Below are 13,735 nucleotides of genomic sequence, written 5' to 3'. Positions count from 1 at the left end.
ATAAAAAAATGCCAAAAAAACAACGGCATCTTATGTCTGATAATTAAGAGGGGTTGCTGTCTTAAACTATTTAAATTGCATAGATAATTTGCGGATTTGGCTTAGTGAAACGACCTGCAATCTCTTCTTCACATTGATAGGCAATTCCAATTGCTGGGCCAGCATGAACCGAAATCACAGGAGACACCGACACCTCTTTAACTTTTATCCCAACCAGCTGATTGACTCGATCTGAAAATGCTTTTAGCTCATCCGTTTTCTTCCCTGCATAATGAATCACAACATGCTTTAATCCATGCTCGCGAACATCTCTAGTAAAGACGTCAAGCATCTTGTCGTCTGCCTTCTGCTTTGTCCTAACTTTAACCAATGCATCGGCGCGACCATCAACTGTTGTTATTATTGGAAAAATTTTAAGCCTTGAAGCAACCTTGGCTGTGACAGCATTAAGCCTTCCTCCCAGAACTAAAAAGCGAAGGTCATCGGGGGTAAACATTATCCTTGAGCGCAACGTTGCACGCTTTGCGGCTTCTGCAATTTCATCAATTGAGCCTCCTTCATTGCGGATCTCAACTGCGTCTAGAATTGCACACATCTGAGGCCCGCAAGCTGCAAAAGAATCGATCAAGCGGCACTCAAAATTGGCGAATCTTTTCTTCACAGAGTTAGCGGCCATGATGGCACCCTCAATGGTTGAAGAAAGAACACTCGACATAAAAATTCCAACAACTAAATCGCCTTTTTTTGCAGCGTCCTCAAAATAATTCTCGAAGCTTGCAATCGAAGGTTGGCTTGAAGTTGGCAAATTTAGAGCTCTCTCAGCTAGATGCTCATTGAAATCGTCAAAGTCCATGTTCACATCAAGGCAATCGACCCCATCATAATGAACCGAAAGAGAGACAATGTCAACTTTTAAATCGTGCAACTCCGAATAATCAGAAGTTGCAACAGAGTCGCACATTATGCGAATCAAAATTCACATCCTTAATCTATTTTGAATAATGCAAAGCTTCGGAAATCATCTTATCGCGAGCACTTGATAAATTCAGCTCAAGACCAACTGGATAAATGTGAGGATAAATGTTTCTCTTCCTCGAATAATCAAGATTATCAAACGATTTTTTGGCGAAATCGCGAGCTTCATGAATCGTCCAAAAATCAACTTGCTCGCCGTTTATCATGATAGGTTTAAGCAACGTCGCACCTTTAAGGCCACAAAGCTTTTTGTTTTTAATTCTATTCAGAGGATCAACTATCGTGCAATCAAGCGATGTTTCATTTTCGTCATAAACCATATCCCCTGCAAGCTGACCGTTATCATCAATAAACCTCTTGATGTTAAGAATCCCAGGAAATGTTGTTTTCTCTGGCGACTCACTGATTTTCATCTTTGGAACCCACTGGCCGTTCTCTTCAAGAGCATTAAGCTTATAGACTCCACCGAGAGTTGGTTGATCATAGCAGCACGCATACTTCGTTCCAACGCCAAAAGCGTTTACGCAAGCGCCCTCATGCAAAATTGACTCAATTTTATATTCATCCAAATCGTTAGAAAGAACAATTCCTACATAATCAAGACCTGCTTCATCAAGCATTTTGCGAACTCGCCGACTTTCCCATGTTAAGTCGCCAGAGTCAATGCGCACAGCAGCCATTTTCTCACCACGAGCTTCCATTTCTTTGGCAACAATAATTGCGTTTTTCGCACCCTCGTCAACAGAATAGGTGTCAATTAGCAAAGTCGAGTTCGTAGGGAATAAACGCGCATACTCTCTAAATGATTCAAGTTCGCTATCAAAAGACATAACCCAAGAATGAGCATGCGTTCCTGAGACAGGAATGTCATATTCTTTCCCTGCCAAAACATTAGACGTTGAAGAAAAACCTCCCACATATGATGCGCGAGCACCCCACATTGAGCCTGTCCCCTGCGCACGTCTCAGTCCGAATTCAGCAACGTCACGACCATCTGCGGCAGCAGTGATTCTAGTGGCTTTTGTCGCAGCCAGTGTTTGAAAATTAATGCAGTTAAGAAGCGCAGTTTCTACAATTTGGCATTGGAGAATTGGACCTTCAACACGCACAATTGGCTCATATGGAAAAACAAGAGAACCCTCTTTTGGTGCATACATATCAAGGCTCATTCTCATATTTTTTAGGTAATCAAGAAATTCTTTACAGAAAAGTTTTCCTCCGCCAGGCGCTTCAATAGACGAGAGATATGAAATTTCATCGTCTTCAAAGGCGAAATTCTTAAACATTTCAATGAGAGTAGCGCTTCCGCAAAATACAGCATATCCACCCTTAAAAGGCAATTTTCTAAAATTCATAGAGAAGCTAGCGCGTTGCTCTGCCTTCCCTGACAAAAAATAGCCTTGAGCCATTGTCAGCTGGTAGAGGTCTGTGTAAAGCGAATAGTTCATTCCAAACTCCAAATTACTTAACAATTATGTTTTGTTCGCCTATTTAGTTTAGCGCGCGTTTAACTAATACTAACTCTAATAAAAAAATTAAAACAACAAGTGTAATCAATCAAAAATCTCTTTCAAAATCTAGCGCATCGCTAGCCTCAAAAGAGCAAAGGATAAAACCTTGATGTTCAAAACTTATCTACAGGGGACTGTCCATTCACATGTGAATCATAAGTTACACAACAATTTGGAAGCCAAGGCATAAATAAATTAGCAAATAGATTATTTAAAAATAATTGAAAACCCGAAGACTCATGCTAATGACGCACAGATTATCAATCTTTATTAGTGTTGATTGTTGTCGTTCTTCTGCGTCGTGGCTTTCGCTCCTCGTGCGGATGTCGCTCTATTTTAATCTTCTCTTTCGGAGCGCTGGCGTGTTTTATACCAGAAGAATTACCTCCGGGTCGCTTTGCTGTAACAATTTGACGTGAATGAGTGTCCTTTGAGCTGATCCTGCGTGAACGACGACGGTGAGGTTTGCTTTCTTTCTTGTTGTTGTCCTGTGTGGCAGGTTTCGATGCAAGTTTTGCCTTGCTTGATGTAACCATGTGGTCATTCCCGGTGAAAAGCGACGTGTCAATCGTGACATTAGCGGCTGAGCCAGTCAAATCGGCTAAAGCTTTACCCGCCTCTTCCCAAACTGACCTTCCAACCTTCCAACCATTTTCCGCCGAGGATCCTTCTTTGAAATCAGCTACTGCAATCTGCCTTGGCTTCTCCTCGTCAATCTTTACACTAACGAGGTCGTGCAACGCATCAACTGCAACAACTTTTCCAATTCCATCAGTAGTTTTGACTTGAGCATTAATTTTTGGTGCACGATCTTTGAAATCTTTATAGAAATCATTTTCAAAACGAAGGCAACACATTAGCCTTCCGCACATGCCAGAAATCTTTGTTGGATTAAGCGACAGATTCTGGTTCTTTGCCATTTTGATAGTCGCATTCTTTTGACAGCAATCATTACCCAAACGACAACAGCAAAGCACCTGACCGCAAGGACCAAGGCCTCCAACCAAGGAAGCTTGTTCACGATCACCAATTTGGCGCATTTCGACAGAAATTCCAAGTCTCGAATTAAGCTGCTTTACAAGCTCGCGAAAATCTACACGGTGATCGCTTTTGAAATAGAAAGTCGCCTTTTTCATATCATAGGCATAACGAACAAAGGAAGGCTCCATGCCCTCATCACACGAAGGCGCAAGCTCCAAAAAAACTCTAAAGGCCTCCGCCTCTTTTTCTTTTAACTCTTCATCTATAGTAAGGTCGGTCTCAAGATTCACTCTTGTGCTCCTTTAAATTCAAACAATGCCAAATCAAGCAAAGACTCGGAACTAACATTATAGGTGTTTGCATTTTTCAAGCTGATAACCTGATCTAGCGCCCGCACCATCTTAATTTGATTAGTTTTATTAGCAAAGCTTTTCAGTTCCTCAAAAAAATCGCTGTTAACAACACGCCTGCTGTCGTTAGTCAAAATCATCATCACGTCATGCATTAAGGAAATAATGCAGTCAAAAATCATGTTAATGAGCTTGCTTTCCTTTCTCTTGACACTTCTCTTGTTGGCTTTTTCAAGTTGTTTTTTTGCCGCATCCGACAAAAAATCATCTGAATCGCACAAACTCTCTTCTAGCCTTTGACGATATTCGTCGGTTGGAGATTTTACAAGCAAAAGCAGATCCTTAACTGCTTTTAAAACGCCCCAATCAGTCGAAACAACAGCACCAAGAACGATTTTTACAATCTGCTCTCTGAGATAAATCAAAGAATTATCACCAGGAGTGAGCATTTTAATAGCTGCTGTAATAGAGTTGCCTGATGCACTCAATGCGATTTTTGCCTTCTGCTCGTCGGCAATTGTGTTTTGCATAATAATTGAAATTGCCTGAGCAGGTGGAATCTGTCTAAAAGGCACAACTAGACAACGCGAGCGAATAGTTGGCAAAACAGAATTAGCGCATCTCCCAAGCAAAATAAAGCAAGTGCCAGATGTAGGCTCTTCTAGCGTTTTTAGAAAGGCATTAGCAGAAAATGCCCCAAGCATATCAACGCGGTCTAGAATATATACTTTTTTATTTCCCCGAACGGGGGCCAACGTGGAATCGTGAATAATCTCGTGAATTTGAGAAACTAAATATCCACTTTCTCCCTCAGGCGAATAAAACTTAACATCAGGGTGTTTGTGAGCCAAAACGCTTTCTCTCAATGAGCATGTCCCAGCACAGTTCTTTGAAGTGCCACACAAAAAAGCGCACGCCAAAGCATAGGCAGCCTGCGTTTTATTAGAACCACTCGGACCAAGAAACAAATAGCTTTGCGCTATGTGCTCCTCAGCAGCGCTTCTTCGCAAAAACTCGCTGACTTTTGGCTGACCAAAGATTTTTGAGAAAACATCTGCCATAAAAATTGTTTCCTCTTAGCTTCTTACTTTTTGACGTGCATCGCGTCAAGAGCTTCAAGCGCTGTTGCAACTTTTTCTGATTCAGGATCAACGCCCAACAAATCAGAAGTCGCCTTAATTACATGTCTCGCCGTTTCGCTGTGAAGTCCATTAGTGCAAACAGCCTCAACACGTTTGGGTTCTTCTTGTGCAATCTCCAGAAAACCGTGAGCAACTCTCAGCGCGAAATCTTTCCCCGCTTCTTCAATTCGATCTTTCGCTTTTCGTCGGTCTAGACGCTTTTTTTGCTCTTCCTCTGGAATGTAAAAAAGAATAGTTTTGTCAGGAACAAGCCCATCGCACACAAATTCATTTGCGTGTTTAATAAAGGCAGCATCTATCCCACGACCATAGCCTTGATAGGCTAAAGTTGAATCACTAAAACGATCGCAAAGGACAACTTTTCCTTCTTCAAGCGCGGGTCTTATCACCTCGTTTATGATTTGAGATCTCGCAGCAAGATAAAGCAGCAGCTCCGATTCACTAGTTAGTTCTTTGTTTTTAACGTCAAGCAACATCTCGCGAATCTCTTCGCCAATTTTGGTGCCACCTGGCTCGCGCAGCAGCAAAACATCAAAACCAAGACTCTCAAGAAGTCCTGCAAAAAAAGCTACTTGGGTTGACTTCCCAACTCCATCAGAACCTTCAAATGTTATAAAAATGCCTTTTTTACTTTCCATATTTTTAGTTTAGGCTATTTCTTCTTTTTTGAAGTGCCTGCTTTCTTTTTAGTTTTCTTCTCTGCTTCTTCAGCTTTGCCAGGACAATCGAAATTTGGACAAAGTTCCCATGGTCCGCGCGACGTTGTCACGCAAACGATTGGCGCACCACACTTTTCACAAACCTTGTCAGTAGCTGATATTTCTCCATTCGGAGGAAGAGGATAGCGAGTTTGACAATTGTCGAAGTTCTCGCATGTGACTGAACGCTTTAACGTTTTTGGATTGCGACGTGCAATGAGGTTTGCTTCAATTCCGGCTTTGGCGCACGTTGGGCATTTTCCAACAAACACTTCTGGCTCTTGATTCGACGAACAGAGTGGGTTTATGCACATCAGGCGGGGTTTAGTTCTAAATTGAGTAACTTTAACCTGCGGCATCCCGCAAACTGGGCACGAATCAGGACACGTTTCAATTTTCCCTGAAGGAAGTGGATATGTAACATCACAATCGGGCCAACCGGCACACCCAATGAACATCGACTTAGTTCTTGCAGAAGCTCGAAGCTGCAAATCTTTCCCGCATTTAGGGCATTTTCCAACATAAGCATCGGCTGAAACAGCATCAGAGAGCGCCTCCCCCACTTCCTCAACATGCGGAAGTAGGTTATTTAATTCACTTGCTAAATGATCACAAGAGCTCTTAACAACTTTTTCGCGGGTGTCTTTGCCCTCGACAATCTCGTCCATGCCATCCTCGAGCTCAGCAGTCATTTCAGGATGTGTGATGTGAGGCGCAAAAGCTCCAAGAGCATCAATTACAGCAATGCCAAGCTGAGTTGGCTCGATTGGGTCGTTTTGAATATATTTGACCTGGTTAAGTCGCTCAATGATTGAATGTCGAGTCGCCTTAGTTCCAAGTCCATTCTTTTCCATTTCCTGGATGAGTCTTCCGCTTGAATATCTTGCAGGAGGCTTTGTTTGATCGGCAGTCACATTTGTCTCGTTGACTGCAATTTTTTGACCCACTTCAAGTTGCGGAAGCTGTTCGTCCTTTTTTAACCCATAGGGATAGATTTCTCTAAAACCAGGAACGACCAGAAAATCACCCTTTTTATTAAAAGCCTCTCCGTTGATGTCAACAGAAATCTTTGTTCCTTCAACAGTAGCAGGCCCTGAAAGCGTGGCTAAAAAGCGGCGGGCAATGAGATTATACAGCTTAAATGAAGAAGCATCCATGTCCTCCGGAACTGCTCCTTTAACAGGATAAATTGGAGGATGGTCGGTCGTTTCTTTTTTACCACGTGTTGCAGTAATTTTCCCTGTCGATAAAAGCTTGTCACAATAGGGTCTGTAGGCGGGATTCACCTTTAGCGCCGACACAATTTCTCCAAGATTTAGAGTTTTTGGATAAACTGTGTTGTCAACACGAGGATATGAAATGAAACCCTTCATGTAAAGACTCTCTGCAAGACGCATGCATCTAGCAGGAGTAATCCCTTCGGCACTTGCTGCTGCCATCAAAGACGTTGTATTAAAAGGAACAGGAGCAGAAACAGTTCGCTTTTTACGTTCGATATTGCTAACTGTTGCTGTCGTTGCGTCCTTTACAGCATTAAACGCTTTATCAGCCTCTTCTTTATCAAAAAAACGTGCTGTAGAGTGTGCGCATTCAAAAACATCAGCGCTGTCTTCAATCGTGTTATCAGTTGGACCAGTTTCCTTCGATTTGTCGACAATCGCCTTTATCACCCAAAAATCTTGCGGAATAAAAGCCTCGCGTTCTCGTTCTTTAGCAACTATCAGCGCGAGCGTTGGCGTTTGAACACGTCCTGATGAGCGCACATTCCCATAGCCTGCAAAACGTGCAAGCGTCAAATAACGAGTGAGGACCGCACCCCAAATGAGATCAATATCTTGTCTTGTAGCGCCAGCACTTGCTAAGCACTCGTCAACATCAACAAGGTTACTAAACGATTCTGTTATTTCTTGCTTTGTAAAAGAAGAATATCTTGCGCGATAAAACTGAGCTTCACTGTTAACTTCCAGGCACTGGTTCATCGCATCTTTTCCGATGAGTTCTCCCTCACGATCGAAGTCGGTAGCAATGATGATGACGTCGCTCTTCTTTGCAAGATTTTTTAAAGAACGAATAATTTCTTTTTCTTTAGGAAGCTTAACTATTGGTGAATAGATGAGATATGGCAGCGCCTCCATCTTCCACCCTTTTAAATCAACACCGTCAACAGCAAAAGGTTTTTTCTTTTTAAAGGGCGGTTTTGGAAGGTTTCGGGGGATGCTTGCTTTTACCTTCCCAACATCATCGCTTTCACCCATCCATCCTCGCGACTTAGTCCAGGTTATCCTGTCCACGAAGTTTGGCTCAAGAATGTGCCCACGAAGACCAATTGTCACACACTCGTCCCCGTTCCATTCAAAACGAAAAACTGGTGTGTTGTATACTTTATCGGCTTTTGCTGTGGTGCTTGCTAGAATGTCAGCAATCTGTTTCGCTGCATCATTTTTCTCGGTAATTATTAAATGCATAAAATCTTTCGCGTCTAATTTTTAGAATTTGTCGTAATCAACTTTTAAGCATTATGCATTATGCAAATTCAATTTGCAAACGACCCTACATTTATATGTATGAAGAAATATCTTGTGTTGTCTGCTTCAACAGCTAAACTAGTCGCGCACAACTTTTGGATATGGGTTATTGCAGCTCATTTTGCCCTCAGTGCATGAACCATGGACGCACGGCGCACCTGCATCCATAAAAATGTATGGAGCCGTTGGTTTTACTAGTTCAAGCATTCTGTGCGCAAGTTCACGAATCTCCCACTGGGCACGATTGCAACAACGAAGTTCAAAGAAATGAAGAAGCTCTCGCACGTTCATAGTGATGACAATTTTTGTTTCTGCTGCGTTAGGCAAAACGAAGCGTGCGTCTTCTTTGGGGATTTCAAGTTCACGAAGTTTTTGATAGGCTCTCTCACAATCAGTCATGCACTTTTGAAAAATCTCATGAGCTTGATCATTTTCGCTGATAGTGCGCGGTTCAACATACTCAAAGCCATTATCAAATTTCACGTAGCGCTGTGATTGTTGATTAAAGCTCGCGATTCTGTGACGTACAAGCTGATGAGTTAGTGCACGAGACACTCCGTCAACTGCAAAGGTATAGGAAGCATGTTCGAGGGTAGAATAATGCCCGCCCTTCATTATTGTTGAAAGCACACTTCTCACTCTTTCATCAGGCATAGTTTCCATGAGTTCACTAGCGCCTATCGGAGCATAGCAAAGCCTAGCAGCAGTCGCAACAGCTCGTTCAACGTCAGGCGTGTGATATAAAAGTTCAACTTGCATATAAATTACTCCCAAATAAAAATCGAATGAAAATGATTATCGACGTTTTAGGCACGCACAAAAATGCGCGTCGGTAACGTTAGTGAGTTTTGCTCGGCGAACTATGTGATCAAGTTCGAAATTCTTGCCTGCACCAGAGCTTAAAAATGAATCAATTACACCCTCATTTTCTTCTCTAGCTACAGAACAAGTAGAATAAAAAATTAGGCCATCGGAATCAAGCGCTTTGGATACATTGTTAAGAATATCAAGCTGCAATTTTGCGCTCTCATAAATGTTCTCGCGCGTTATTCTGCTTTTTATCTCGGGATGCCGACGGAGAGTCCCAAGGCCAGTGCAAGGCGCATCAATGAATATGAAATCATATTTACACCCAAGCAAAATGTTAGTTGCATCTCCACAAATTATGTCTCGAAGCTCAAACCCACAGTTATTCTGTCGTTCTTTCAATTTGTCCAAACGAGCAGATGAATTGTCTAGCACATCGTGAGTTTGAATCTTTGCACCTATGCTTGCCGCAAAAGATTGAATGAGAGCTGTCTTTGTACCGCGTCCAGCTCCCACTTCTAGAAGCGTTTTGTGCCCAAATTGTTTCACAGCCAAAGCGACTTCCTCTGAGATTGCCTGTGCCGATTTATCGGCAATGATAACATTGCCAGCATGAGATGCATCAATTGCACCCTGAATGCCCAACACAGGCGTCTTTGGTGGCTTTAAGAAATTTGAAACGAATTGTAACTTTGGGTTATCGCACGATAGTGCCATGAATAATTCAGCCGAATCTTTTCCCAACAGTTCACTCAGATAGTCACCAAGCCATTCGGGAAAACCATGTCGCAATGCAAAATTGTCAGGCACGCAAACTTTTGAAACCTTATGCAAAATTGCACTTGCCAAACCAGCAGCGTGTGATGCAATCGACTTCACAAGTTCGATGCCCTGGCTAACTGAAGCATAGGCTTCCTTATCTAAAAACAATAATTCATACACAGAAATTCTGAGAGCATCTCGCACGCTTGATGACATCTTTGGCTTTTTATCAAGCGCATTATCAATGACATAATCAAGACACAACTGGTAACTCACAACTCCGCGAACTAGATTCACGCAAAACGCGCGATCAGTTTCATTTAAACCACACCCATCACAAACTTCGTAAACGATTTCAGTTGGATAAACTTGTCTTTCGCGAGCATAGATGAGAGATTTTAAAGCGCACTTTCGCGCATCTGTGAGTTTTGCCATGTTAGCAACCTCTCCAATTCCGTGTCAAATTCCAAGTCAAAAAATGCTATTCTATTCGCATTTTTCCCATTTAGCAATCCCTTCACGGATTGCTTGGCAACCAGCAACAAAACTGCCGGCCGGCATTTCTTTTTTGCCATCTGGTTTTAAAGAAATAACACAAAGATCACCATGACAGCACTCAAGATAGAGCTTCTTGCCCACCCAGCGAACTGAATTTTGATGCGACGCACAATTGTTGCACTGACACGTTGCATCTTCTGCAGTCGAAATTGTCTGTTTTACATCAGCATCTCTAGTCTCACTGTATAAATCGCAATCATCGCTTGTCTCACTGGAATCTATTTCAGCTTTTGCAGACATTATGCGAACTGTTTTTCCGTCGATAGCACACTTTGCAGGGTGAGAGTCGGCAGACGCCAACACTCTTCTCACGTTCATTTCTCCCGAGTAGGAAGGGTCAAGAAACAGTTCTCTTTTCTCAATCTTTTCAGCATAGGTCACTTCATTTTCGTCTTGTTTCTTCCAGGAGACGCTTTTGCCTTTCTCTAGAGAATCAAGACATTCGCACAACGCCACAGCGCCTAACTCTGCTAGTTCAGAAGTGATTTCAACTGCACTTTTCTCAGTTGCAGAAACAGATTTTTGCAAGCAAAAATCGCCAGCGTCTAGGCCTTCTTCCATTTTCATGATGGAAACGCCTTGGTGTTTGTCCCCAGCAAGAATCGCACGTTCGATTGGGGCAGCACCCCGCCATCGCGGAAGAAGCGAGGCGTGAACATTCAGGCATCCAAATTTTGGAATTTCAAGCACCTCTTTTGGCAAAATTTTTCCATATGCAGCAACACAAATCACATCAATGCCCAAATCACGAATTTGGTGCTGCACCTCGCCATCTTTTAGAGTCTTTGGAGTAAAAACCTCAAGGCCCTCCTCAAGGCAAAGCTCTTTCACTTCTGATGGGATGAGTTTGTTTCCTCGCTTGCTAACTGCATCCTGCTTAGTAAAAACAGCACATACTTGATGCTTTTCACTAGAAAGTAGCCCCTTTAGAACAACGCGAGCAAAATAAGGTGTTCCCATAAACAAAATTTTCATGCTTGCACCTGCCTAAATCGAAGTCTCTCCTGGACGAGCCCCAGCCTTCTTAGCAAGTTCAAAATCGGCAATTGCCTTTAGGCGTGCAGTTCCAGAACAAGATTCAAAAAGCGTTTTTCCGTCGAGGTGGTCTATTTCGTGCTGTAAACAACGTCCCAACAGTTCGTCAGCTTCAATCTCCCATTCAGCACCGTCCAAATCGAAATAACGCACCTTTACCCAGGGAGGACGTGAAATTGGAACTGAAATTCCAGGGCAAGAAAGACACCCTTCTTCGCCAATCTCTGCCTGACCTTTTGTCTCAACGATTTTTGGATTTACAAGAATTAGTGGATCACGTGTGTTTTTGTTCTCGATGTCATAGCTACAATCGACAACAATGATTCTTCGATCATCTCCAATTTGTGGAGCGGCAATGCCAACCCCAAAGTTGTTATACATTTGCTTTGCCATCTCTTTTGCAAGCCGCACGAGCGATTTATCGCCCACTTCACAATCTTTGCAAACCTGCAAAAGCCTTTTATCGGGATATATAACAATTTCAGCCATTTACTTTTCCCTCCACTCGTCTATTTCGTAGCCGTAAGCTTCGCTTTCTTCTCTGCTATGTCGGCAATTTTATGTAAAATTTCTGCTCTTTTTACATTATCAAATGCAGTCGCAAGTTCAATGCTCAACGACTCTTGCTGAGCATCAAAGTCATCTAACTTCACATTTGTGAGCACGAGTTTATATTTCTCTTCTGCGTCTTTTTCTGACTCAGCAGAAGCTGAAGTCACAACCGTTTGAGACTTTGGAATTTCTTGTAGGAGACGATTGATAATGACGGTTGATGTCGTCGTCAAATCATCCATTAGATAGGAAAGCATCTTTTCAATGATCATTTTATGAAGCGGTACATGCCAGTCAACGCCAAGCAGGTCATCGGCAAAAGTAATAGCAATAACAGGATATTGCACGCTCAATGAAACGAGTTCGCTCTCATTTAGCCTTCTGTTCTTCTCAGCGACGGTTAACTCAACCTCATCAGTTGTCGCAGCTGCGGCGTACTGTTTTGCCTCACCATGATTTTCAATTGGATTAACAGAATATGAATTGAAATTGATTGCTTTTGGTGGGTTTAATTTCATTAGCTGTGCTAGTGCATCCGACTCACTTGCTCGCGTCAAACTCGCAATCATCGATGCATAATCTTTAGCCAAAATTGAATCCTTAATTGGAGCAAGAATGGAGATAGCATCCATTAGCGCTCGACTGCGGCCTTCGGGGGTTGATAGGTCATATTTTGCAATGCGTCTTCTAATTCCGAAATCAATTAACGGAACAGAGTTTTCAAGAACGTCGTGCATTGCCTCAGCGCCTTTAGCTTCGATGTATTCGGCTGGATCCATAGCGTTTGGAATGGTCGCCGCGTGCAAATCGCACCTAGATTGACCAGCTTCAGGTGTCATTCTGTAGTCAATAAACTGAAGAGCCCGCTCTGCTGCACGCTGACCAGCTTCATCGCCATCAAAAAGATAAACAATTTTTTTTGAAGCATATCTACTCAAAAGTTTGATGTGTTGCAGTGTGAGCGAAGTGCCAAGAGTTGCAACAACATTTTTAATGCCAGCTTCATGACAAGCAATAACGTCGGTGTAGCCTTCAACAACTGCAGCATAGCCAGTGCTAACAATGTAATTTTTCGCTTTATCAAGCCCAAACAACACGTTAGATTTATGAAAAACAATGGTCTCTGAAGAGTTTAGATATTTAGGTTCCCCTTTGCCAATCACCCTTCCGCCAAAAGCAATACAGTCACCACGCGTGTCAAAAATTGGGAACATCACACGGTTAAAAAATCGATCACGCCAAGTCGAGCCGTGTCTCGTTGCAAGATTTGCTTTCTCAATTTCTTCCGGAGAAAAACCAAGACTAGACAAATGTTCAAAAAGAGTTCCATTCCCTGGCGCATAGCCCAAATTCCAACGCTTTGCAACGTCGATTCCAAAATTGCGCGAAGCCAGATAGGCTCGAGCATTGTCACACCTTTGCCCTTTACCACGGAGTAGCTGAGTCTCAAAAAAAACGCACGCTTCCTTGCAACAATTGACAATTGTTTTCTTTTCGCTCTGTGAAACGCCAAAGTTAGAGCTGTCTTCTATTTCAATGTGAGCCCGATCGGCTAGCATGTGAACAGCCTCGCGAAACGAGACACCATTAAGCTTCATTACATAATTAAAAACAGAACCACCCTCACCGCAGCCGAAGCAATGCCATGTGTTGTTAGCAGGATCGATTTTGCACGACGGCGTTTTTTCCTGGTGAAAAGGGCAACAGCACCAATAGTCTCGCCCTTTCTGTTTAACCTGTGTAGTTTCGGAAACAAGCGAGACAAAATCAGTGGCTGAGCTAACCCTGTTTATGTCTTCATCGGATATCAAATATTACCTTTTAGCAGTGTGTTCGTAT

At 42.7% G+C, this 13,735-nt stretch carries 11 protein-coding genes; all 11 read right to left on the bottom strand.

The features are described from left to right. Positions 1-70: 70 nt before the first annotated feature. Positions 71-973: a DegV family protein gene (locus FXZ76_RS02520; RefSeq protein WP_079535621.1), complete on the bottom strand. Its 903-nt coding sequence runs from the start codon at positions 971-973 to the stop codon at positions 71-73. Positions 974-989: 16 nt separating this feature from the next. Continuing rightward, positions 990-2,423, bottom strand: a complete 1,434-nt coding sequence (locus FXZ76_RS02515; protein ID WP_079535620.1) for a nicotinate phosphoribosyltransferase — start codon at positions 2,421-2,423, stop codon at positions 990-992. A 323-nt stretch (positions 2,424-2,746) separates the two neighbouring features. After that, a complete protein-coding gene (locus FXZ76_RS02510) occupies positions 2,747-3,757 on the bottom strand; it encodes a PSP1 domain-containing protein (RefSeq protein ID WP_079535619.1) in 1,011 nt (336 codons plus the stop codon). Next, positions 3,754-4,878, bottom strand: a complete 1,125-nt coding sequence (locus tag FXZ76_RS02505; protein WP_079535618.1) for a DNA polymerase III subunit — start codon at positions 4,876-4,878, stop codon at positions 3,754-3,756. The genes FXZ76_RS02510 and FXZ76_RS02505 overlap by 4 nt, the downstream gene beginning before the upstream one ends. Before the next feature lie 23 nt (positions 4,879-4,901). Beyond that, entirely contained in the window at positions 4,902-5,597 is a 696-nt protein-coding gene (tmk, locus tag FXZ76_RS02500) for a dTMP kinase (RefSeq protein ID WP_079535617.1), read from the bottom strand. Between the two features lie 14 nt (positions 5,598-5,611). Next, complete coding sequence (locus tag FXZ76_RS02495) at positions 5,612-8,122, bottom strand: DNA topoisomerase I (protein WP_079535616.1); 2,511 nt, start codon at positions 8,120-8,122, stop codon at positions 5,612-5,614. Positions 8,123-8,260: 138 nt separating this feature from the next. Beyond that, a complete protein-coding gene (gene thyX, locus FXZ76_RS02490; RefSeq protein ID WP_079535613.1) occupies positions 8,261-8,941 on the bottom strand; it encodes an FAD-dependent thymidylate synthase in 681 nt (226 codons plus the stop codon). Between the two features lie 36 nt (positions 8,942-8,977). Next, positions 8,978-10,186, bottom strand: coding sequence for a transcription antitermination factor NusB (locus tag FXZ76_RS02485; protein WP_079535607.1), 1,209 nt, complete (start codon positions 10,184-10,186; stop codon positions 8,978-8,980). A gap of 51 nt (positions 10,187-10,237) precedes the next feature. After that, a complete protein-coding gene (gene fmt, locus FXZ76_RS02480; protein WP_079535604.1) occupies positions 10,238-11,284 on the bottom strand; it encodes a methionyl-tRNA formyltransferase in 1,047 nt (348 codons plus the stop codon). A 12-nt stretch (positions 11,285-11,296) separates the two neighbouring features. Further along, the gene (def, locus tag FXZ76_RS02475) at positions 11,297-11,833 is read right to left on the bottom strand and encodes a peptide deformylase (RefSeq protein ID WP_079535602.1); all 537 of its coding nucleotides are present in this window, start codon (positions 11,831-11,833) and stop codon (positions 11,297-11,299) included. A gap of 20 nt (positions 11,834-11,853) precedes the next feature. Continuing rightward, positions 11,854-13,707 carry a DNA primase gene (gene dnaG, locus FXZ76_RS02470; protein ID WP_079535599.1) on the bottom strand — a complete coding sequence of 618 codons (1,854 nt, stop codon included), beginning with the start codon at positions 13,705-13,707 and terminating at the stop codon, positions 11,854-11,856. Positions 13,708-13,735 lie beyond the last annotated feature (28 nt).

The organism is Phoenicibacter congonensis (assembly GCF_902386915.1).
GTDB lineage: Bacteria > Actinomycetota > Coriobacteriia > Coriobacteriales > Eggerthellaceae > Phoenicibacter > Phoenicibacter congonensis.
This window is presented reverse-complemented; position numbering and strand designations above follow the sequence as displayed.